This is a genomic window from Halomonas sp. SIMBA_159, from assembly GCF_046536035.1.
Lineage (GTDB): Bacteria > Pseudomonadota > Gammaproteobacteria > Pseudomonadales > Halomonadaceae > Vreelandella > Vreelandella venusta_A.
This window is the reverse complement of sequence record NZ_JAWJBT010000013.1, coordinates 1-21,380: the sequence shown is the minus strand read 5'-3', so window position 1 is coordinate 21,380 and position 21,380 is coordinate 1. Positions and strand designations below refer to the sequence as shown.

Here is a 21,380-nt window from a genome sequence, read left to right as displayed (position 1 = left end):
GGTTGCTTCTCTTGATCGTTCCGTCTCCTTAGGCAATTGACGATGTCGCCAGGGCTGCTCGCTCGGCAGTATGGCGTTCAATAAATTCATCGACCGTCATTGTACCGAGGTTTTCGCCGCTGCGTGTTCGCACGGCCACTGAGTCAGCTTCGACTTCCTTATCTCCTACCACAAGGAGATAGGGAACTTTCTGTAACGTATGCTCGCGGATTTTAAAGCCGATTTTCTCGTTCCTCAAGTCCGCTTTAACACGCAGGCCACTTTTTTGCAGGCGCTTCTCTAATTCAAGCGCATATTCACGCTGTGAATCGGTGATAGTCATGATAACCGCCTGCTGTGGCGAAAGCCATAATGGCATAGCGCCCGCATAATGCTCAATCAGAATCCCCAAGAAACGCTCGAAGGAGCCTAAAATCGCGCGGTGAAGCATTACTGGGGTTTTACGCACGCCATCTTCATCAACGTACTGAGCCCCTAAACGTCCTGGCAAGTTAAAATCGAGCTGTAGGGTACCACACTGCCAAACACGATTCAGACAATCACGCAATGCGAATTCAATTTTAGGGCCATAAAACGCCCCTTCACCCGGCTGAAGATCCCATTTCAAGCCCGTCGCATTTAGCGCCGCTTCCAGACCTTGCTCGGCCTGATCCCACATTTCGGCTTCACCAAGGAAGTCTTCAGGCCGCGTTGAAAGCTTCAGTTCAACATCTTCGAATCCAAGCGTCTTATACACTTGCAGGGTCAAGGCTATAAAATCTTCTGCTTCCGCTTGGATCTGGCCTTCGGTACAGAAAATGTGCGCATCGTCCTGGGTAAAACCACGCACCCGCATCAGACCATGCAGCGAGCCTGAAGGCTCATTACGGTGGCAACTGCCAAACTCGGCCAAGCGCAGCGGAAGATCCCGGTAACTCTTAAGGCCTTGATTAAATACCTGCACGTGACACGGGCAGTTCATCGGCTTGACGGCGTATTCGCGTTTTTCAGATTCGGTAGTGAACATCAGCTCACTGTAATGCCCCCAGTGACCCGATTTCTTCCACAGCGACAAGTCCACCACCTGCGGAGTTTTGATCTCTTGATAGCCATGCTCACGCTGGATTTTCCGCATGTACTCTTCTAAGGCTTGGTACATGGTCCAACCGTTAGGGTGCCAAAAAACCATGCCCGGCGCTTCTTCTTGAAGGTGGAACAAGTCCATCTTACGCGCCAGCTTGCGGTGATCGCGCTTCTCGGCTTCTTCTAAGCGCTTCAAGTAAGCCTTCAACTGCTTTTTATCGCCCCAAGCTGTACCGTAAATACGGGTCAACATCGGGTTAGAAGAGTCACCACGCCAATAAGCACCAGCAAGCTTTGTCAGCTTGAATGCTTTTAAGTGCCGAGTATTTGGCACATGGGGGCCACGGCACATGTCCGTGTACTCTTCATGGTGATAAAGACGAATCGTGGCACCTTCGGGAATATCACGGATGATTTCTTGCTTATACGATTCATCGCGCTGTTCAAACGTCGCCATTGCTTGATCACGGTCGACGTATTCACGAACAACGTCATACTCATGGTCAATCAGCGCTTGCATACGCTTCTCAATCGCTTCCAAATCTTCCGGCGTGACTGACTTACCGAAATCAATGTCGTAGTAAAAACCATCATCAATCACAGGACCGATCGCCATCTTAGCGTCGGGGTACAGCTGTTTCACTGCGTGCCCAATAAGGTGTGCACAGGAGTGACGAATAATCTCTAACCCTTCTTCATCGCGGGCTGTGATGATCGAAACATCTGCATCATGTTCGATTACATCAGCAGCATCTACCAACACCCCTGCAATTTTGCCCGCCACGCAGGCCTTGGCCAAACCAGGGCCAATGGATTCTGCAAGCTGCATAATAGAGAGCGGCGCATCAAACGTTCTTTGGCTGCCATCGGGCAGTGTCACAATGGGCATTCAGGTATTCCTTGAGCGCAGTGGTGATCCATACCAAGGATCACATTTCGCTATCAATGGTCGGGGGTATTTAGCACATCTTGAAGGCTGCTCAGCCTACCAGAATTTAAGGCTTGATAAAATAAAACGGGAGGCATAAGCCTCCCGTTCTGTATCAAAGGGAATTGCCACCCAAGATATGCGGGCAACCCCTTGATGATCTAGTTAAGTGGATTAGTTCCACTCATCCAGTTCTACACGACGGTTCTGGAAACGACCTTCTTCAGTGTCGTTGGTAGCCATCGGACGCTCTTCGCCGTAGCCAATTGCACGCATACGGTCAGCTTGAACGCCACGCTGATTCAGGTAAGCAGCTACGGACTCTGCACGACGCTGAGACAGGTCTTTGTTGTACTGGTCAGAACCACGAGAATCAGTGTGGCCTTCGATGCTCACACGTACATCAGGGTTGCTTACCAGACGCTCGGCAACGCCGTTCAGGACGTTTTGAGCATTGGCAGTCAGCTGAGCAGAATCAAACTCAAAGTTTACTTCACGCAGAACAACGCTTGCCGGGCAGCCTAGTGCGTTAACTTCTACGCCAGCCGGGGTATCGGGGCACTGGTCACGGTAGTCCGGCACGCCGTCGTTGTCGGAATCCAGCGGGCAGCCGTTGGCGTTAACTTCTACGCCAGCCGGGGTACCGGGGCACTGGTCACGGTAGTCCGGCACGCCGTCACCGTCGGAGTCTAGCGGGCAGCCTTCAGCATCAACAGCAACGCCAGCCGGTACTTCACCGTAGCTCGGGCACTGAGGTGCTACCGGCTCCGGAGTACGGTCTGCACACAGCAGGCCGCCAATGGCAGCGCCTGCAGCTGCACCTGTTGCTGCGCCAGCGTCTTCATCAGAGCTGCTGCTAGTAGCATAGCCGATGCTGCCGCCGATGATGCTGCCCGCAAGGCCACAAACAGCCGGGTGCTGGTACCAGCTTTGACCGCTGTTAGCGCCCGCCTGACCAGAAGACTGAGAAGCTGAGCTAGCGCAGCCGGAAAGACCTACTACTAAGGCAGAACCGATTAGCAAGCCAGTCGTTGATTTTTTCATGCAAGACTCCTTCTTGATCCAATGCTGATAAGGTCTATAGACCAAATCTATCCAATGCTTCTTATTGCGAGAGCATCCATTTTTCGCTGTTCTGCTTCAGGATTAGGAATCCCTGCCCCTTGAAACCGAACAAGGTGCCTATCATTAACGTTTCAGCGTTAGAAGGCAACAATGCCAAGATATCAACTTCTTGCCAATACCGACCCTTCCAGCATAGCAAAGCTGACATCGTTGACATTAAAAAATTTCAATGCAGGGCCTTAGGCCCTTGAGAACGCCACTTGATGACAGCTGAAGCAGCCGCCAACACAGCAGGGCGCATTTCTTCTTCTACCGCAATGCGCTCTTTGTCTTCCTGCATTCTTTCCCTAGGCGTCAACTGCTTACGGGCGGAATGCGTCTTTAAATGACGCGTGCGATTGTAAACCTCAGCAAACGCCTCGAATTCAGGACGCTCCGTTAAGCTGGGATCAACAATTTCAAGCAGTACCTTACAGCGCCAAGAGCCTTCGGTAATATCTACTTGCTCTTGAACAAGCGCGCTCACTACATAATCAAGGTTCTCAAGACTATTTTGCTGCGCGCGCCGCTCTTCATCAAGTCGGAAGTCGTCACGTCGCTTTACCTCTCTACGTAGAGAGAATGCGTAGGCGACGAGCCCCGCAATAATTGCGATACCTACCGCGAGTAATAGAAGTGCAACCGTCGAACTCATAGAGCTCCTTCTACGTAGTCAAAAATTGGTCAGTAAATATCTTAACGAGAATTGTACACCTAACGACCTAACGTAGACCAATTTGATTGATGTACATTTTTGGTGATTGAGATTCATGGCTGCAATTTAGCGATAGAGTCTGGTCATATCGTTTGCGCTTGGCGAACACAAAACGACGCTTTTTCGCCATATTGATACCGCCAACACCACCATGCCCAACCCATACTCAGCACTAGTACGACAGCGCCCGCCGTGTGTAATAGCGCTAACCAAAGCGGGAGCCAAAGCAACACATTGGCCACCCCAAGCGCAACCTGGAAGCCGTAGGCTACCAATACGCCACTTAATGGAGCACTCACAGCTTTGATACTACGATACCGCCACCAAAGGGCAACCAACGCCACACCTAATAGCAGCGCCCCTAAGCGGTGAACCATATGGATCGCGGTGCGGGCGTCTGCATGCAGCTGACCATGTAAATAGTTGGGCCCTACCGTTTGTGTCAGGTGGAAACCTTCACTTAGATCCATTGTGGGCCACCACTGTGTGTTACAGGTCGGGAACCCTTGGCAGGCAATACCCGCATAATTACTGGTTACCCAGCCACCTAATGCAAGCTGAAGCACCAATAACCCCCCGGCTAGATACCATAGCAACCCTGTTTTTCTAACGTTGCCTGCCTCCCCTTTTCTTACACGCCGCAGGCGGCAATGTAGCCAGAAAAACAGCATTAAGACGCTTAATCCACCCAATAGATGCAGCGTCACCACTTGTGGCCATAATTTTAATGTCACAGTGAAAGCACCAAACGCCCCCTGTAACAAAATGACGCTCAACAACGCTATGCTTAAGCCCCATGGGTAGCCCACTTGTTTACGCAGTGGCCAACCTATCGCCAAGACGCTCAGCACCATCAAACCTAAAAAGCTGGCCACATAGCGATGAGCCATCTCTACCCATGCCTTGAATGGCTCTAACGGGGCATCAGGATGATGAAGCGCGGCATGCTCACTGTCAGGCACCACCAAGCGTCCATAACAGCCGGGCCAATCAGGGCAGCCCAAACCAGCATCCACTAAACGCGTCCATGCTCCTACCAGTATGACGCAGGTCGTGAGTAACGTTCCCAGCAAAGTGATCCAGATAAGCCAGTGAAGACGGCGCTCCTGGTAAGTCTGCATGGCAATTCCTTACGGCTATTACTAACCGAACATAGGCTAAATCGGATTCACTTTAAATAAGTGCCGTATGTCATCGAGAATGTCGGCAGCTGACACGTTTGCACTAAATGCCAGCGCAGGTCTTCCCATAGGGTCAAATAACCAAACATCGTTTGTATTACGCCAAGCAGGTGTGCTTTGCCACACGGTCTTCGTCTCACCGGGCAGAGTTGCATCGCCACCCCCAATTCTCAAACGCTGCAAGCGAGTAGCTTCTCGCCCAAGGGCGCGGTGTAGCCGCCATAGCTCATCCTGCTGCTCCTCGCAGCGCACATGGCACTCAAATACCAGCGTCCACTGCTCAGAAGCGTCGATCGAGGCCATTAGGGGCCAATCCTGAAGAGGAGGCACTTCTAAGGTAATGTTTCCATGCGCCGTGTGATCTCGGGGAATACCCACATCCCAAGTCACCATTCCCCACGCAGTGACAATAGGAGCGGCAAAAATTGCAAATAGGAGCACTACTTTAAGCCTTGGATAACGCACGGGACGTTGATGGTGCACGCTAAAACCCTCCTATGTCATTTTCTCGCCAGTCCTTCACTAACCTATACCCACCCAACAGCATAATGACACCCGCTGCCAGCGCCAGTCCCCACCACTGAAAAGCATAGCCAAGGTGGCGGCTAGGCGGCATCACATTCGCTTCCCACCAGGGTATAAAAACACCGCTACCACTTTCAGCATGAAGCCAACCATCATGACTGAAAGAACCGAGCGAAGCTGTCCAAGGGTCTAAGCTTAATTGTTGAAGCCGAACGCCTTCTTGATTAATACCGTATAACTGCCCACGTGCGTGTGCCGCTTGCCATTCGCCCGATACCTCAACAACACCTTGAGGAGTTGACACCGACGGAGGTGCCCGGCTGGCTCCTGTTTCAATGAAACCGCGCTGCACCAACCAAAGCTGCCCTTCGGTATCTCGGAGTGGTGTTAGCACTGCGACGCCCAAGCGGCCTTCAACAATTCGGTTATCTAGATAAAGTGTATGTTGATCAAGATAAATACCCCGCAAATGCACTTCAGAGCCTTCTTCTGGGGTCTGGGTAGGCTCAACTAATGTAGGGGCTGACTCACGGATGGCAAGCAGTTCGCGCTTGTCATCAGCCCGCTCCCACTGCCATAGTCCTAAGAACAACCCCAACACCACCAGAACACTCCAAAACACGCACCATGCGTATAGTCGCACTGGAATATAAGAGGACTTTATCATGTGGTTAAAACTGCTCATTGCATTAATGTTTATGGGAATGGTGGCCAGCTTAGCCGCTGGCGCAGGCTTTTTATTGCGCGATGACAGCTCCTCCCGACGGTTAGTGACATCCCTGAAATGGCGAATTGCATTAGCCTGTGTATTGATGGCATTACTTTTGTTTGGCTTTTTAACCGGCGAGCTTGGTTAATCGGCTAAAAAACATACACAAAGATAAAGAGCCCTACCCACACCACATCTACAAAATGCCAATACCAACAGGAGGCCTCAAAGCCAAAGTGATGGTCGTTAGCAAAATGTCCTTTGAGTATCCTCACGAGCATGCTCGCTAAAATAAGCGTACCAATAATGACGTGAACACCGTGAAAGCCCGTCAAAATAAAGAACGTTGCCCCAAAAATACCTGCCTCTAGGGTAATGCCGTAATGATGATAGGCTTCATAGTATTCAACGCCTTGAATCACAATAAAGCAGGCTCCCAGAAGTACGGTACCGGCTAACCAGTTCCGACAAGTCTGACGATAGCCAAGCTTTAGCGCCTCGTGGGCAACCGTCAAGGTAATGCTTGAAGTGACCAAAATGAGTGTATTCACCAGTGGTAATTGCCAGGGGCTCAGTACGCTCGTAGGGCCTGACACCGCCGCATCAGGGGGATTGAGTAACGGCCATTGAGGAACAAATCCGGGCCACAGTAGAGCAGACACTCCTTTTGCCCCTTCACCGCCTAACCAGGGAATGGTGAAAGTCCGTATGTAGAATAAAGCGCCAAAAAAAGCCGCAAAAAACATCACTTCTGAAAATATGAACCAGCCCATTCCCCAACGAAACGAGCGATCCATTTGGGTGTCGTATAAGCCTCCCATAGATTCGTGAATTACATCACGAAACCACAAACCCATGACACTAATAACGCCTATCGCACCAATAATGAGTAAGGGAGCGCCTGTGTCATACACCAGCTTAATACCAATACCGACCATCATGGCACCCAGCGCAAGCGACCCTAGAATTGGCCACCGACTAGTTGCAGGAACGTAGTAGCTGCCACTGCTCATATGCTATCCCCCACCGCGTTATTGTTATTGACTGGGTTCAGCGCGATACGCTGCACCGGATATAGGGTGTACACCAGGGTGATGGTATTGATGTCCTCGGGTAGGTCTCTTGCTAGCTGAAATATCAGTGGAATAGTGAGTCTCTCATCTCCCTGTAGCTGCTGTTCTTGGAAGCAGAAACAGCTGACTTTTCGTAAATGTGTGGTTGCACTAGAGGGCGAAACACTTGGCACCGCACGCCCCCAACTTTCCAGATGGCTGTTATTGGTAAACGTGAAATCCACTTCAGCCGTTTGACCTGGATGTACCCGCATTTGCCGTGTCTCAACACTCATCTGCCAAGGCAAACCGGCACTGCCACGGGTAATAAACTGCACCGTGATGAAACGCGTCTGGTCCACTTCTTCGTAGATAATAGCTTTTGCCGTGGTGTCTACTTTTCCGTTTAACCCCGTTATGCGACAAAACACGTCGTAAAGAGGAACCAAGGCAAAGGCAAAAGCAAACATACCTACGAGCGCTGCCACACTGCGTATGACTGTGCGCTTGACACCAGCTTTCTGAAAGCGGTCTATTGCCATGTGTCACCCCCGCCTATATCAGCATTTAGACGTTAATCATGTGACTGAGTACGCTGGAACACGGGTGGCGTTTCAAACGTATGCAATGGCGCGGGGCTTGGCACACTCCACTCCAAGTCAACAGCACCCTCCCATGCTTTGGCAGGCGCCTTTTGCCCGCCTCTCACACAAAGCACCACCACCAGAACAAAAAGCAGCTGGGAAGCACCAAAGAAGAACGCACCAATGCTTGAGAGGAGATTGAAATCGGCAAACTGGAGTGCATAGTCTGGAATACGCCGAGGCATACCCGCCAAACCGGCAAAATGCATAGGAAAGAAGGTTAGATTCACCCCGATGATTGAGCACCAAAAGTGGCACTGTGCCAAACGCTCATTAGGATAGTGACCGGTCCACTTAGGCAGCCAATAGTAAACGCCTGCCATGATGGCGAAAATCGCACCAGGAACAAGCACATAGTGAAAGTGCGCTACCACGAAATAGGTATCGTGATACTGAAAATCAGCGGGGGCAATCGCTAACATCAGGCCGGAAAAACCACCGATTGTAAATAGAACCACAAATGCCAGCGCAAACAGCATAGGGGGCTCAAAACTGATAGAGCCACGGAATAGCGTGGTCACCCAGTTAAAAACTTTCACCCCCGTTGGCACAGCGATCAGCATGGTGGAGTACATAAAGAAAAGCTCCGCCGTTAGCGGCAGTCCTACAATAAACATATGGTGCGCCCACACCAGAAATGACAGCAGCGCAATGGCTGCAGTGGCATATACCATCGAGGCATAGCCAAACAAGGGCTTACGAGCAAACGTAGGGATAATCGCCGACACGATGCCAAATGCAGGCAGAATCATGATGTAAACTTCTGGGTGGCCAAAAAACCAGAACAGATGCTGGAATAAGACAGGATCTCCCCCGCCCGCTGCATCAAAGAAGCTAGTCCCAAAGTTAATGTCCATCAGCATCATGGTAATGACACCTGCCAGCACCGGCATAACAGCAATTAGCAGGAAAGCAGTAATCAGCCATGTCCACACAAAGAGTGGCATATCCATCATGCGCATGCCGGGAGCACGCATATTCAAGATGGTAGCGATGATATTGATCGCCCCCAAAATAGAGCTAATACCGGCAATGTGCAGCGCTAAAATAAAAAACGTCGTGGATGCAGGCGCATAGGTGGTCGATAAAGGCGCATAAAAAGTCCAGCCAAAGTTCGGACCGCCGCCGGGCATCAACAGGGTAGAAAGCAGCAGAGTAAAAGCAACCGGCAGGAGCCAGAAGCTAAAATTATTCAATCGCGGCAAGGCCATATCAGGCGCACCTATCTGCAGCGGAATCATCCAGTTCGCTAAACCGGTAAACGCAGGCATTACAGCAGCGAACACCATAATTAAGCCGTGCATGGTGGTCATTTGATTAAAAAACTCTGGCTCTACCAACTGCAAACCAGGCTGGAATAACTCAGCCCTAACCACGAGCGCAAAGATACCGCCGACAAAAAACATCGTCAGCGAAAAGATCAGGTATAGCGAACCAATCTCTTTATGATTCGTCGTCAGTAACCAACGCAACATGCCTTTGGGATGCGCTGCGTAGGCACCATGCGATTGGCCTTCTTGAGACTGGCCACCAGCCACGGCAGTCGAACTATGCTGCAGTGAGTGTTGTGGAGGTAGTTTGGGCGCCATGAGTCTCTCCGCGTACATTGTTGTTTTAATAGAGAAAGTAGGATAGATATCTATTGAGCAATACGCTCGGCCACCGCCGATGGCTGCACGGCCTCACCGGTATCATTACCCCATGCGTTACGCGTGTAGGTCACAACAGACGCAATCTCAACCGGGTTCAACGTACTGCGGAACGCAGGCATAGCAGCCCCTGACACACCGTTAATCACTCGATCCAGATGCCAATCAAGGTCATCGATTAACTGCTCATTGCCTGCAAGTGCTGGGAATGCTGGTGGTGCCCCCTGCCCTTCACTTTGATGACAAGACGAGCAAATAGATTGGTACACCGTCTCGCCTCGAGCCATCAACTCTTCCATCTCCCACTCACGATCAACCCCCATAGCCTCTTGTTCGGCCGCCTCTTTGCGCTCTGCAAGCCATGTTTCAAACTCAGCCTCTTCCATGGCATGTACCACAATGGGCATGAAGCCATGGTTAACGCCGCAAAGCTCAGCACACTGGCCACGGTAGATACCCGGCTCATTAATCTGAACCCAATTTTCGTTAATGAAGCCAGGAATGGTGTCTTGCTTCACCGCAAGCTCTGGTACCCACCAGGAGTGAATAACGTCATCAGATGTCATCAAAAAACGTACTTTACGATTAATAGGGAGCACCAACGGTTCATCGACATCTAATAAGTAATGCTCATCTCGCTCAGCATCGCCACGAATCTGCTCTCGCGTCGTGCTCAAGTTGGAAGTAAACGCAATATCTTCGCCGAGATACTCATAGCGCCAGCGCCACTGCTGCCCGGTAATCATAATATCCAGGTCCGCTTCAGAGGCGTCGTACATGTTTTTCAGCGTGGCCGTCGCGGGTACCGCCATACCGACCAATATCAAAATGGGAATAGCCGTCCACAGCACCTCAACCGAGGTATGTTCATGAAAGCGGGCTGCTTTTGCCCCTTTAGAGTGGCGATAGCGAAATAAGGAGTAGAACATGACACCAAATACAATGATGCCAATGACGACACACACCCAAAATATGGTCATGTGAAGGCCAAAGATATCGCGGCTTATATCCGTGACCCCCACCGGCATGTTCCAACTGCTCGCGTGGGCTTGAGGGAGACTTGCGGCACTGGTAATGGTGAGAAGCCATCGCCACGGTAGGCGCATAGAAACCTCCTTTATTATTGTTGTGCTCGCCAACCTTTTTATGAGGTTAGGATTAAGTGATATTACCCAGTATAGAAAACATGCGGCATTCGTCACGCATGACTATCGTGATGCCTGTCAACGCTTCACCCTGCTGCAAAGATTGCAATACCTGCTAATAGCAGCACGAATCCAACAGTGACCAGCACTGCGGTAATAATGAAGGCGGCCGGTTTACCGCTCGAGAAATCGTGCTGGCGCTGGCGATCATTTTGAACACCCAATAGCGCCGCCAAGACTGACTTGACCACTGACCACATAGCACCTCCCTTCACGCTGAGATATTTCATTCTCATTTTGACAGCTGCTCTGTAGTACTCAGCTATAGTTGAGGATAGGCAATATTAAGAATCGTGCTGCCCAAAACAGCGCGGTCAAACAGGAGTTTGCTATGAAAGGTCAACACATAGCCCCATCGCAAGCCAACCACACTGAGCCTGTCGCCGCTTTGTGTCAGCACTATTTGCTACAGAGTGTGCAGCCAATGCTGCAACTTCAGTTGATTTGGATTGAAAGCGTGACAAAGGCATTTCAGTTAGAAGCTGACTTATTTCATGCCATCACCCAGAGCAACATTGCCTTGATGGAGTGCATGACCCAGAACCGCCGTCGTTGCACCTATGCCGAGTTCAGCGAACACTATCTGTCGCTGGCCAAAACCTTTACCAATGCTCATGCCGACCGAATGGCAGGCGTCACCCAGCTGTCAGATGACTTTCGACGCTGCCTGTGGGAGGAAATTTAGAGGCGTGTAATTAAGCTTGCGGCTAACAGCGAGGCAATTCAAACTACGCGCATTCCCTCGCTAAGATCGCAATGGACTGTCAATGGAGCCGTGCATGACTAAGCCTCGTGGAGTGGTGCTTCGCCACTTGTGTTTCACCTTACTACCGCTTTTACCCCTCGCAGGTTGTACCACTTATACATGGCCAGATGGTTCTCAAGAGACCGTACTTGGCGTGGTGCCTGAAGATGAGAACCGCCGCTATGAAGAGCCGCGTGCCGACGGCGTACGCTATCGTAAGCCGGGAGATATTCCGCCAGCGACTTCAGAAGATGAGCAAAACAACTGATTACTGACCCAAGCGACGCTTGGTATATGCGGTCGCTTGAGCAGTGAAAGGGTCTTCTGGCCACGGATGTTTGGGATAACGCCCCCGCATTTCTTTACGTACTTCTGAGTACCCGTTTAACCAAAAGCTGTGCAAATCTTGTGTCACTTGCAGCGGCCTTCGCGCGGGAGATAGCAAGTGCAGCGTTACTGGGACACGCCCATCAACTACCGTGGGCGTCACTTCCCAGCCAAAAGCTTCCTGGAGTTTTAGTGCTAGCACTGGCGCGCCACCCTCACGGCAGGGTGAATAGTCCACGCTAATGCGATTACCACTGGGAGCGATAATAGAAACAGGCGCTAACCTCTCTAGTTGAGTCTGCTGTTCCCAATCGAGGGTGTTCATCAAGTAGGTATGAAAGGGTCGCTTTTCTAATTGGCTGAGGCGAGTAACACCAGACATGTAGGGGCTTAGCCATGTCGTCAGCGTGCTCAGCAGCGCTAGCTCTGACCAGTCAAACCAACGCTCATCATGCGTGTTGAGTAACGCCATACGCCCTTGCAATTGGCGCATCTGCTCGTTAAACAGTAGCATTGGACGCTGTTTAAGCGCCGCAATGAGTGCTTTTTCAACCGCTTCGGCAGGCAATTGCTGTAGCGGTCGGGTGGCTAATATTAGCTCCCCATAGCGCTGAACAGCGTCGCCTACCAGCTTACCCTGCTCCTCCGACCAAGTAATCTGCTCTTGCCACTTCTGGGTTTGGGGGTAAAGGCTCACCAAGGTCTTTAGCGTGATGGCTTCAGCGGCATAGATATTGGCCTCACTGGTCGCGCTCTCCACGTTGACGGCTACCAGAAAAGCGGTTTGGGATAGCGGATGACTCGTGGGCAGCGTCGCTGTTTTACCATTAGCTAGCTTGAAGCGCCCTGGCGCTATCCGTTGGGCAATGCGGTCCGGGTACGCTACAGCAAGCAGCGCACCTAGCGGTTCAAAAGAACACTTTCCTGGCAGCGACGTATTCATCAGACGCGAGAGACGCTTGACCTCTTTCTCCCACTGGGGGAACGCAGCCGGCTGATCGATATGCTGTTTCAAGGCACCAAGTAAACTACCCTGAATACGCTCCCTTCCCTCTAGCAAGGCGGCTAGCGCACAGGCCAGCGGCAGCGCCTCTTGAGATATCGCGCTTGTAAGCATCGCGGCCAAACGAGGCTCCAGCGGCAACTGAGCACTCTGCCTGCCCAGTGACGTCAGCATACCGTCGGTATCAATCAAGCGAAGCTGGCGAAGCAGCGATTGGGCGCTATTCCACGCGCCCTCTGGCGGTGGAGAGACCCAAGAAAGCTCCCGAGGGTCACGCGCACCCCATAACGCCAGTTCCAGTGCTAATTTAGATAGATCCGCCTGCAGCATTTCAGGCTCACTATAAGGCACTAACGGCTGCTCGGATGCCCACAGACGATAACAGACGCCAGGCTGCTGCCTACCCGCTCGGCCCCGCCGCTGGTCGGCACTCGCTCTATTTACCCGCCGTGTGGTGAGTCGCGTTAGCCCCGTGCGAGGATGAAATAGCGGCACACGTTCTAAACCAGCATCAATCACGCTATTCACACCATCAACGGTCACACTGGACTCAGCAATGGCGGTTGAAACGATCACTCGCTGGCGCGTTGCATGAGGCTTTAATGCCGATTGCTGGGCATCGATTGTCATACTGCCATGCAGCGCCCGAACCTCAATATCAAGGCCACTATGCTCAAGCCCCCTTACGAGCTTAGTTATCTCCGCAACGCCCGGCAGAATGACCAGCACATCACCACTGTTCTCACGCGTTAGCGCCTCCTCAGTAACCCTTAGGGCAGCCATCTGCAAAGTGTCAGAGGCCCCCAAAGGGCGGTAGAGTGTCTCCACTGGAAATTCACGGCCGGTACTTTCAATCACCGGCGTGTCACTACCCAACACGCCTTTTAATGCCGCGACATCCAAGGTGGCAGACATAACGACGAGTCGCAGGTCGTCGCGGACGCTTTCTTGTACATCAAGCGCCAGCGCCAATCCCAGGTCTGCTTCGATGCTTCGTTCATGGAATTCATCGAAAATAATCCCCGCCACCCCTTCCATCAAAGGGTCATCTTGAAGCATCCGGGTCAGTACACCCTGAGTCACCACTTCAAGCCGAGTCGTTGGGCCAACGTTGCTATCGCCACGCATACGATAGCCAACCGTCTCGCCCACCTGCTCATTCAACTGAGCCGCCATAAACGTCGCGGCGAGTCGAGCGGCGACCCTCCGCGGCTCGAGCAGTAACAGCCGCTGCCCCTTCGCCCATTCACTCGAAAGTAACGTTAACGGAACACGGGTCGTTTTACCGGCGCCCGGCTGAGCCACTAGAATAAGTCGCGGGTGCTTTGCTAGCGACGCTTGAATAGCGGCTAAATGCTGCTCGATAGGAAGCGATGTCATCATGGGTTAGCGTGCTACTGGGGCAGTACGGGCGATACCGCAGCCTTTCAGGATAACGTGTTCCAAAAATTCACAGATAGAGGCCAAGTCAGCATCACTGAGTCCCTCCTCGCCCAAAATGCCGGTCACTTGTGCGCTGTACTCGGTATAGTGCTGAGTCGCGGACCAAATCAAAAAAATCAGCCAGCGCGGATCGACATCATCCATTTTCCCCTGCTGAGACCACTGACGAATAATCGCCGCACGGGAGGCCACCCACTCCTTTAGCTCGCCCGACAAATACTCTTTAAGAAAAGGTGCCCCCGCTAATATCTCTGCAGCAAACAGCTTTGACCCCTCAGGATAACGTTGACCAAGCACCATTTTGGTACGAATAAAATCGCTGAGCACCTGCCCTGGGTCGCTCTCCGCCGTAATATCTTCCAGTACCGCATTCCAGCGGCTCATCATGCGGTTGAGCAAACGCACGTACAGCGCCTGTTTGCTGCCCATGTAATACAGGATGTTGGCTTTTGGCAGTTTGGCTTGATCTGCAATTGCCTGGAGGCTGGCACCACGATACCCATGTTGAGAAAACACCTGCTCCGCAGCGCTTAATATGGTCTGTTCAATTCGATCTCTGCTGGCGTTTTCTTGGTTCGCGGTATCCGCTGTCATTCCATAAGCTCCTGTCTTAATCCTTGCGGCTTGCTGTCAAGATAATGTGTCTACAAAGGTATGCGCTATAGGCGTGCGATCATCTATTAAATGCCCACTTATAGTGCATGTAAGATCTCATTTAACAAAGTCTTGCAAGGTGCGCAATTTTGTCACAAGCTCAACATTATTGACCGATCGGTCAGAACAATCATAACGGAGTTTGGCATGGCTACAATTGAGTTTTTGCTCAATGGCACCCCGACCCAATGTCACGTGCCCCCTGACACCAGTATTCTAACGCTGTTACGCGACCATTTGGGGATGACGGGGACGAAAGAGGGCTGCGCATCAGGTGATTGCGGTGCGTGTACCGTTGCGATCAAAGGCAATAACGACTCCCATTTTGAGAGTATCAATGGGTGTATTACGCCCGCTCACCAGTTACATGGCCAGCATTTGCTGACTGTGGAGGGTTTGGCTGCTAACGGAGAGCTACACCCAGCACAGCGCGCTATGGTGAAGTGTCATGGCAGTCAGTGCGGTTTCTGCACCCCCGGCATCGTGATGTCACTCTTTACGCTACATACTCAGCAGCAAACGCACCCCGCCCCCCTGACGCCAGAACGGCTTGAAGCGGCCTTGGGCGGTAACTTATGCCGTTGCACAGGGTATCGGCCTATTCGTGATGCGGCGCTTAGCATGCAGAACGCCTCTTGGAACGCTCCGCAGTGGATTGATGCCTGCCAATCTGCCCATACACCGCTGAGCACCTCTCAAACTGACGCAAACAACCTAGACTTCTTTGCCCAACCCAGCACGCTAGAAGAGCTGACGGAGCTACGTCGTCGCTATCCCTCTGCGCGCCTTGTGGCAGGTGCCACTGATCTATGGTTAGAAAGCACGCAGCGCTTAGCGGTGCTGAATCAATTGATTGACGTCACACGCGTCGAAGAGCTTGCCCATATTGAAGAGAGTCACTTTGATGAACAGCCAGGCTGGTGGGTCGGCGCAGGCGTGACCTACTCACAGCTTGAGCCTTTGTTAACGGCTAACTACCCGGCCTTTGCCCACCTGCTCCATCGGCTGGGTTCTAAGCAGGTGCGTAACCGCGGCACGCTAGGTGGCAATATTGCCAACGCATCCCCTATCGGCGATACCCCACCGGTGCTGCTGGCGCTAAAAGCGTGGGTTGAGCTAGCCAATCAAGAGGGTACCCGCACGCTCCCGCTTAGCGATTTTTTCCTCGATTATAAAAAGACAGCGTTAGCCGCTGATGAAGTCGTGAGCCGAATTTTCATACCCCGGCTGGCTGAGGATGCGACTCTTAAGGTATGGAAGCTTTCCAAACGGCGTGAAGATGACATCTCTGCCGTATTAGGCGCTTTTCATTACCGACTCATCGATGGTGTATTAAGCGATGTGCGTATTGCGTTTGGCGGCATGGCGGGTGTTCCTAAACGAGCGTTAAAGGCAGAAGCCGCGTTAACAGGGCAGCCTGTCACGCGAGAAAGCTTTCAAGCCGCACAGCAGTCACTTACTGACGAATTTCAGCCGATGAGCGACGTCCGTGGCAGTCAGCACTATCGTCAGCAAGCGGCAGCTAATCTATTTGAGCGCCTATATCTTTCGCTTTCGGCACCCACACAAGAGGTCATGCTCCATGCGTACGCTCACTAAGCTGGACGGTGATAGCAGCCGCGCACGCCGCGAGCTGCATGACCATATCCAAGGCTCTAGTCCGCTGGCACGCCATACCGTGGATAGCCACGGGCAGCGTCAAGCAGGTACTTCTAGCTTCCACGAAAGCGCAGAGAAACATGTTACCGGCAAAGCCGCTTATATTGACGACATTAAGACGCCTCAAGATGCCCTGCACGTAGCCCTTGGCCTCTCGCCGGTTGCTCACGGTCTTTTGACAAAACTTGAATTAGACGCCGTTAAGCAAGCCACTGGCGTGGTTGATGTGATTACCTTTCACGATGTGCCGGGGCACACGGATATAGGGCCGGTCTTTCCCGGCGACCCTATCTTTGTCGAGCAAGAGATCAGTTACGCGGGGCAGTGTCTTTTCGCCGTGGCGGCGACCTCCTTACAGGCCGCTCGCCAAGCCGTTAAGCTCGCGACACTTCACATCGACGAACAGTCGGCAAGCCTCGACCCCGTGGCTGCAGCTGAGCGGCATGATGTTGTTCGTCCCACCCATACCCAGCAGCGCGGTGACTGGCAAACTGCTTTAAAGCAGGCCGAGCAGATCATTGAAGGCGATCTGTTTGTAGGTGGGCAAGAGCACTTCTATTTGGAGGGGCAGGCGTGCATCGTCGTGCCCACTGAAGACGAAGGGGTCATGGTATATACCTCTAACCAGCACCCCAGTGAAACTCAAAAACTCGTCGCTGAAGTGTTGGGCATTCCCTTTCATGCTGTCACCGTAGAAGTGCGTCGCATGGGGGGCGGCTTTGGTGGCAAAGAGACCCAGGCATCCCCCTGGGCGTGTATTGCCGCCATTATTGCGCGCCGCACTGGTAAAGCTACTCGGCTACGCCTGCCACGCAGCGAAGATATGCGCGCTACAGGAAAACGCCACCCCTTCCATAACCGTTACCAATTAGCGATTGATGCCCAAGGCGTTATCCAGGGCGGTGATATCACCGTGGTTGGTGACTGCGGCTACTCTCCCGATCTCTCTGATGCGATTGTCGATCGGGCCATGTTTCATGCCGACAACGCTTACTCGTTAGGAGACGCCCGGGTAACAGGCCATCGTGCCAAAACGCATACCGCATCGAACACGGCTTTCCGCGGCTTTGGTGGCCCGCAAGGTATGATGGTGATTGAAGCGGCGATGGATGATATCGCCCGTCGCGTTGGCGAAGACCCGCTGACGATTCGTAAGCGAAACTTTTATCGTGAAGGGCGGGATGTTACCCACTATGGCCAGCAGGTCGATCAGAAAAAGCTATTACACACGCTGGTTGAAACCCTAGAAACCAGTAGCGATTACTGGTCTCGCCGCCAGCAGATCCGCGACTTCAATACCGCCAGCCCTGTGATTAAAAAAGGCCTCGCGCTGACGCCCGTTAAATTTGGGATCTCGTTCACGGCGCAACACCTCAATCAGGCAGGTGCATTGCTGCATGTCTATACCGATGGCAGCATTATGATTAACCATGGCGGCACCGAAATGGGCCAAGGGCTGCACACCAAAATTTGCCAAGTGGTTGCTCGCGAATTGGGCCTAGATTTAAACAGCGTGAGAATCAGCGCCACCCGCACGGATAAAGTTCCTAATACCTCACCCACTGCAGCATCTAGCGGCGCCGACCTCAACGGCATGGCGGCGCGGGATGCTGCAAGCAAACTGCGCGAGCGGCTGTTTGAGTTTGCCGCACAGCACTTTGAGGGCGGCTTAGATAGAGAAGGCATGCGCTTAGAAGATGGCATGCTCATCTCTGGCATGGGTGAAAGTGAACGCCGAATTCCTTGGGGGGAACTCGTTCAAACCGCCTACTTGAACCGTATTTCACTGTCTGAAAAAGGCTTTTATGCCACGCCTTTAATCCATTACAACCGAGCGACAGGTCAAGGCCGCCCTTTTTACTACTACGCGTTTGGCGCGGCAGTGGCCGAAGTGAGCGTTGACACGCTCAGCGGCGAGTACGTGGTTGATCGTGTCGACATACTGCACGATGTGGGCAACTCACTAAACCCTGCCATTGATATTGGCCAAGTAGAGGGTGGGTTTATTCAGGGCATGGGCTGGCTAACCAGTGAAGAGCTGAAATGGAACGCTAAAGGCGTACTGGTAAGCGATGGCCCAGCCACGTATAAAATCCCCACCTACGGCGACTTACCCCGCGTATTCAATGTTGACCTGCTAGAAGGCCACCCCAATTCCATGGCGAGTCTTTATCGTTCAAAAGCGGTGGGAGAACCCCCCTTTATGCTCGGTATTTGCGTATGGTCTGCGCTACGAGATGCGCTTTCGAGTTTGACGGATTACCGCACCTCTCCTCACTTGGACACGCCAGCGACCCCAGAAAGAGTGATGCTAGCCGCCCATGCGATTAGGAAGAAAGCACTATGACCGAAACATGGCACGCGGCGCTGCATCGCTTGCAACGGAGCGGGATACCCCATGTGCTGGCAACGCAGGTGACCAGTGCAGGGTCGACTCCCCGAGAGCCGGGTGCGCGAATGGTGGTGACTGCCGATGAGATTTTCGACACCTTAGGGGGTGGAACATTTGAGTGGCAAACCATCCAAGCGGCGCGAGATTTGTTGCGGCAAGGCAGCTCTGGCTTTCACTTAGAAGCCTTTTCGCTAGGCGGGCGCAGTGGTCAGTGCTGCGGCGGTTTTGTGAACGTGCTGCTAGAAGTATTTCCTGGTGCTTCTAGTTACATTGCCCTGTTTGGTGCCGGTCATGTCGGGCGCGAAATCGCCAAACTCAGCGCGCCGCTACCCTGGCATATTGATTGGTACGACAGCCGCGATGATATGTTTGGCATACAGGATCAACAGCAGCCGAGGCTGCACTGCCACTCGCTGACTAGCCCTCAAGAGAGCGTTTCAGCCCTGCCCCCCCACAGCCATGTGTTAGTGCTCACCCATAATCATGATGAAGACTACGCTCTGATCGCAGCGCTGATTCAACGCCCGGATATTGCGTCTATTGGGCTCATTGGCTCCGACAGCAAATGGTCTAGCTTTCAAAGCCGACTAAAACGGGATGGCCATACGCCTGAAGCCATACAGCGGGTGCGCTGCCCTATCGGTACTGTTTATGATACAAAGCTCAGCAATAAAACCCCCTACGCGATTGCGATGACGGTAGTGACTGAGCTTCTTTGGCTAACCGATCAACCCACACCTAGTCAAACACGCGGGCTTGAGCCTGCTGCCTTGCGTACCCTATTTAACGATACTGCGACACATCAGAGTTGATATGACTTCTTTTACCGATACGTTTATTCGTGCTGAACTGGTAAGTTTTGCCAGAGACCCCGGCGAAGACAACATGCCCCAATCAGGCAGCCTTGAACACTACGGTGATGGCCTATTATGGATAAAAGATGGTCATATACAGGCAGTCGGTCACTACGCTGATCTAATCAGCCAATTACCTACAGACAGCCAAGTACTCGATTATCGCGGCAAATTAATCATGCCGGGGTTTATTGATACCCACGTTCATTACGTTCAGCTAGATATCATGGCCTCTTACGGTCGCCAATTACTGGACTGGCTAAATGACTATACTTTTCCTGAAGAGTGCCGATTTGCGAACCATGCTCATGCAGAGGCACTTTCCAATGCTTTTCTAGATGAAATGCTGCGAGCGGGCACAACAACCGCGCAGGTTTTTGGCTCCAGTCACCCGGGGTCAGTGGACGCTTTCTTTACTGCTTGCCAAAAACGCCAACTGCGCATGCTTGTAGGAAAAGTGTTGATGGACCGCAATGCACCTGACGCATTGATGGATGGCGCATCAGGCATTGCCGATACGGAGCGTCTAATCGAAGACTGGCACGGTAAGCAGCGGCTTGGTTACAGCGTAACACCACGATTTGCCCCCACCTCCACTAAAACCCAAATGGATGCGGCAGGCGCACTGCTTCGCAATGATCCGACTCTCTGGCTACAAACGCATTTAGCCGAAAACAGTGGAGAACTCGACTGGGTGGCTGAGCTCTTTCCCGGCAGTCGAGATTACTTATCTGTTTATGAACAGGCCGGGTTAGTTGGCCCAAAAAGCACGTTTGCCCATGGTATTCATCTTGATAACGGCATGCGTAAACGCTTGGCAGAACGTGGCGCTAACATTGCTTTTTGCCCGAGCTCTAATTTATTTCTAGGCAGCGGGCTTTTTGATCGGGAGGCTGCTCAAGAAACAGGGATGCCATACACCTACGCCAGTGATATAGGCGCAGGGACGGATTTATCAGGCTTCGGTACCTTAAAGAGTGCTTATCAAGTCGGCCAGCTGCGCGGTCAACCGCTAACTGCTTGGCAGGGTTTCTATGGATTAACCCATGGAAATGCCAAAGCGCTTTCGCTTGATAGCCATGTCGGCCAGTTGGCGCCTTCCTATGAAGCAGACTTTGTAGTCATTGACCCGCAGGCCACATCACTTCTTAAGCGTCGCACCCAACACTGCACGACGCTTGGAGAGCGCTTATTTGCCTTAATGATGTTAGCTGATGATCGCGCTATTTATGAAACCTGGGCGGGAGGCCGCTGCCAACACCGCAGGGATTAATACCAGCGACTGTTTTATGGTCACCCCAGCCGCCCCTAACGGGCGGCTTTTTTATTGCGGATACTCCGCGGGCGTAATACGTCCACAGCAAAAAGCCCCGAGCAGGCGGTGCACGGGGCTTGGGGTTATGGTGCGCTTTTCTTGCGCGCAACAAAAAACCCAGCCTAGTGGCTGGGTTCTTTGCGGTATAAGTGCCTGACGATGACCTACTCTCGCATGGGGAGACCCCACACTACCATCGGCGCTAAGCGGTTTC

The 21,380-nt window shown here is 52.4% G+C and carries 20 protein-coding genes; 7 read left to right on the top strand and 13 right to left on the bottom strand.

Annotated features, from left to right (window positions below; genetic code table 11):
• Window positions 1–28: 28 nt before the first annotated feature.
• The 6 genes from thrS to R0J87_RS09975 form a co-directional block, all read right to left on the bottom strand.
• The gene (gene thrS / locus R0J87_RS10000; RefSeq protein WP_404345641.1) at window positions 29–1,951 is read right to left on the bottom strand and encodes a threonine--tRNA ligase; all 1,923 of its coding nucleotides are present in this window, start codon (window positions 1,949–1,951) and stop codon (window positions 29–31) included.
• A gap of 213 nt (window positions 1,952–2,164) precedes the next feature.
• Window positions 2,165–3,034 (bottom strand): OmpA family protein, encoded by an 870-nt coding sequence (locus tag R0J87_RS09995; RefSeq protein WP_404466171.1) that lies wholly within the window; start codon window positions 3,032–3,034, stop codon window positions 2,165–2,167.
• A gap of 247 nt (window positions 3,035–3,281) precedes the next feature.
• Window positions 3,282–3,749 carry a DUF2489 domain-containing protein gene (locus R0J87_RS09990; RefSeq protein WP_404345638.1) on the bottom strand — a complete coding sequence of 156 codons (468 nt, stop codon included), beginning with the start codon at window positions 3,747–3,749 and terminating at the stop codon, window positions 3,282–3,284.
• A gap of 143 nt (window positions 3,750–3,892) precedes the next feature.
• Window positions 3,893–4,930, bottom strand: coding sequence for a COX15/CtaA family protein (locus tag R0J87_RS09985; protein WP_498885897.1), 1,038 nt, complete (start codon window positions 4,928–4,930; stop codon window positions 3,893–3,895).
• A gap of 36 nt (window positions 4,931–4,966) precedes the next feature.
• Window positions 4,967–5,473 (bottom strand): redox-active disulfide-containing membrane protein, encoded by a 507-nt coding sequence (locus R0J87_RS09980; protein WP_498885895.1) that lies wholly within the window; start codon window positions 5,471–5,473, stop codon window positions 4,967–4,969.
• Between the two features lies 1 nt (window position 5,474).
• The gene (locus R0J87_RS09975; protein ID WP_498885893.1) at window positions 5,475–6,137 is read right to left on the bottom strand and encodes an SURF1 family protein; all 663 of its coding nucleotides are present in this window, start codon (window positions 6,135–6,137) and stop codon (window positions 5,475–5,477) included.
• A 43-nt stretch (window positions 6,138–6,180) separates the two neighbouring features.
• Here R0J87_RS09975 and R0J87_RS09970 point away from each other — a divergent pair, with 43 nt between their 5' ends.
• A complete protein-coding gene (locus R0J87_RS09970; RefSeq protein ID WP_498885892.1) occupies window positions 6,181–6,372 on the top strand; it encodes a DUF2909 domain-containing protein in 192 nt (63 codons plus the stop codon).
• A gap of 4 nt (window positions 6,373–6,376) precedes the next feature.
• Here the strand turns inward: R0J87_RS09970 and R0J87_RS09965 are convergent, their stop codons facing one another.
• The 5 genes from R0J87_RS09965 to R0J87_RS09945 form a co-directional block, all read right to left on the bottom strand.
• The gene (locus R0J87_RS09965) at window positions 6,377–7,237 is read right to left on the bottom strand and encodes a cytochrome c oxidase subunit 3 (protein WP_311064290.1); all 861 of its coding nucleotides are present in this window, start codon (window positions 7,235–7,237) and stop codon (window positions 6,377–6,379) included.
• Complete coding sequence (locus tag R0J87_RS09960) at window positions 7,234–7,818, bottom strand: cytochrome c oxidase assembly protein (RefSeq protein WP_498885891.1); 585 nt, start codon at window positions 7,816–7,818, stop codon at window positions 7,234–7,236. The genes R0J87_RS09965 and R0J87_RS09960 overlap by 4 nt, the downstream gene beginning before the upstream one ends.
• Before the next feature lie 32 nt (window positions 7,819–7,850).
• On the bottom strand, window positions 7,851–9,509 hold the full coding sequence (ctaD, locus tag R0J87_RS09955) for a cytochrome c oxidase subunit I (RefSeq protein WP_404345627.1): 1,659 nt from the start codon (window positions 9,507–9,509) through the stop codon (window positions 7,851–7,853).
• Window positions 9,510–9,559: 50 nt separating this feature from the next.
• A complete protein-coding gene (coxB, locus tag R0J87_RS09950) occupies window positions 9,560–10,675 on the bottom strand; it encodes a cytochrome c oxidase subunit II (RefSeq protein WP_404466165.1) in 1,116 nt (371 codons plus the stop codon).
• Window positions 10,676–10,800: 125 nt separating this feature from the next.
• Entirely contained in the window at window positions 10,801–10,974 is a 174-nt protein-coding gene (locus R0J87_RS09945; protein WP_404345625.1) for a DUF2970 domain-containing protein, read from the bottom strand.
• A 131-nt stretch (window positions 10,975–11,105) separates the two neighbouring features.
• Here R0J87_RS09945 and R0J87_RS09940 point away from each other — a divergent pair, with 131 nt between their 5' ends.
• Window positions 11,106–11,459, top strand: a complete 354-nt coding sequence (locus R0J87_RS09940) for a hypothetical protein (protein WP_498885890.1) — start codon at window positions 11,106–11,108, stop codon at window positions 11,457–11,459.
• A gap of 94 nt (window positions 11,460–11,553) precedes the next feature.
• Window positions 11,554–11,787, top strand: coding sequence for a hypothetical protein (locus R0J87_RS09935; protein ID WP_404466163.1), 234 nt, complete (start codon window positions 11,554–11,556; stop codon window positions 11,785–11,787).
• Here R0J87_RS09935 and hrpB read toward each other — a convergent pair whose 3' ends face one another.
• Together hrpB and R0J87_RS09925 are read right to left on the bottom strand one after the other, a co-directional pair.
• Window positions 11,788–14,232, bottom strand: a complete 2,445-nt coding sequence (gene hrpB / locus R0J87_RS09930) for an ATP-dependent helicase HrpB (protein WP_498885888.1) — start codon at window positions 14,230–14,232, stop codon at window positions 11,788–11,790.
• A gap of 3 nt (window positions 14,233–14,235) precedes the next feature.
• Window positions 14,236–14,886 (bottom strand): TetR family transcriptional regulator C-terminal domain-containing protein, encoded by a 651-nt coding sequence (locus tag R0J87_RS09925; RefSeq protein WP_404345621.1) that lies wholly within the window; start codon window positions 14,884–14,886, stop codon window positions 14,236–14,238.
• 207 nt (window positions 14,887–15,093) lie between these two features.
• Between R0J87_RS09925 and xdhA the strand changes: the two genes are divergently transcribed.
• The 4 genes from xdhA to guaD are packed head-to-tail and all read left to right on the top strand — an operon-like array spanning window position 15,094 to window position 21,124.
• Complete coding sequence (xdhA, locus tag R0J87_RS09920) at window positions 15,094–16,545, top strand: xanthine dehydrogenase small subunit (RefSeq protein WP_498885886.1); 1,452 nt, start codon at window positions 15,094–15,096, stop codon at window positions 16,543–16,545.
• Entirely contained in the window at window positions 16,529–18,952 is a 2,424-nt protein-coding gene (gene xdhB, locus R0J87_RS09915) for a xanthine dehydrogenase molybdopterin binding subunit (protein WP_498885885.1), read from the top strand. The genes xdhA and xdhB overlap by 17 nt, the downstream gene beginning before the upstream one ends.
• Window positions 18,949–19,809, top strand: a complete 861-nt coding sequence (gene xdhC / locus R0J87_RS09910; RefSeq protein ID WP_498885883.1) for a xanthine dehydrogenase accessory protein XdhC — start codon at window positions 18,949–18,951, stop codon at window positions 19,807–19,809. Before xdhB ends, xdhC begins: the two co-directional genes overlap by 4 nt.
• 1 nt (window position 19,810) lies before the next feature.
• On the top strand, window positions 19,811–21,124 hold the full coding sequence (gene guaD / locus R0J87_RS09905) for a guanine deaminase (RefSeq protein WP_498886025.1): 1,314 nt from the start codon (window positions 19,811–19,813) through the stop codon (window positions 21,122–21,124).
• Window positions 21,125–21,380 lie beyond the last annotated feature (256 nt).

What these genes read in the sequence shown, in the direction of transcription:
- R0J87_RS09995 (WP_404466171.1), bottom strand. Translation starts at nt 3,034, where the DNA reads ATGAAAAAATCAACGACTGGCTTGCTAATCGGTTCTGCCTTAGTAGTA.
- hrpB (WP_498885888.1), bottom strand. Translation starts at nt 14,232, where the DNA reads ATGATGACATCGCTTCCTATCGAGCAGCATTTAGCCGCTATTCAAGCG.
- R0J87_RS09945 (WP_404345625.1), bottom strand. Translation starts at nt 10,974, where the DNA reads ATGTGGTCAGTGGTCAAGTCAGTCTTGGCGGCGCTATTGGGTGTTCAA.
- R0J87_RS09925 (WP_404345621.1), bottom strand. Translation starts at nt 14,886, where the DNA reads ATGACAGCGGATACCGCGAACCAAGAAAACGCCAGCAGAGATCGAATT.
- xdhB (WP_498885885.1), top strand. Translation starts at nt 16,529, where the DNA reads ATGCGTACGCTCACTAAGCTGGACGGTGATAGCAGCCGCGCACGCCGC.
- xdhC (WP_498885883.1), top strand. Translation starts at nt 18,949, where the DNA reads ATGACCGAAACATGGCACGCGGCGCTGCATCGCTTGCAACGGAGCGGG.
- R0J87_RS09935 (WP_404466163.1), top strand. Translation starts at nt 11,554, where the DNA reads ATGACTAAGCCTCGTGGAGTGGTGCTTCGCCACTTGTGTTTCACCTTA.
- thrS (WP_404345641.1), bottom strand. Translation starts at nt 1,951, where the DNA reads ATGCCCATTGTGACACTGCCCGATGGCAGCCAAAGAACGTTTGATGCG.
- R0J87_RS09960 (WP_498885891.1), bottom strand. Translation starts at nt 7,818, where the DNA reads ATGGCAATAGACCGCTTTCAGAAAGCTGGTGTCAAGCGCACAGTCATA.
- R0J87_RS09940 (WP_498885890.1), top strand. Translation starts at nt 11,106, where the DNA reads ATGAAAGGTCAACACATAGCCCCATCGCAAGCCAACCACACTGAGCCT.
- guaD (WP_498886025.1), top strand. Translation starts at nt 19,811, where the DNA reads ATGACTTCTTTTACCGATACGTTTATTCGTGCTGAACTGGTAAGTTTT.
- coxB (WP_404466165.1), bottom strand. Translation starts at nt 10,675, where the DNA reads ATGCGCCTACCGTGGCGATGGCTTCTCACCATTACCAGTGCCGCAAGT.
- R0J87_RS09965 (WP_311064290.1), bottom strand. Translation starts at nt 7,237, where the DNA reads ATGAGCAGTGGCAGCTACTACGTTCCTGCAACTAGTCGGTGGCCAATT.
- R0J87_RS09970 (WP_498885892.1), top strand. Translation starts at nt 6,181, where the DNA reads ATGTGGTTAAAACTGCTCATTGCATTAATGTTTATGGGAATGGTGGCC.
- R0J87_RS09985 (WP_498885897.1), bottom strand. Translation starts at nt 4,930, where the DNA reads ATGCAGACTTACCAGGAGCGCCGTCTTCACTGGCTTATCTGGATCACT.
- xdhA (WP_498885886.1), top strand. Translation starts at nt 15,094, where the DNA reads ATGGCTACAATTGAGTTTTTGCTCAATGGCACCCCGACCCAATGTCAC.
- ctaD (WP_404345627.1), bottom strand. Translation starts at nt 9,509, where the DNA reads ATGGCGCCCAAACTACCTCCACAACACTCACTGCAGCATAGTTCGACT.
- R0J87_RS09990 (WP_404345638.1), bottom strand. Translation starts at nt 3,749, where the DNA reads ATGAGTTCGACGGTTGCACTTCTATTACTCGCGGTAGGTATCGCAATT.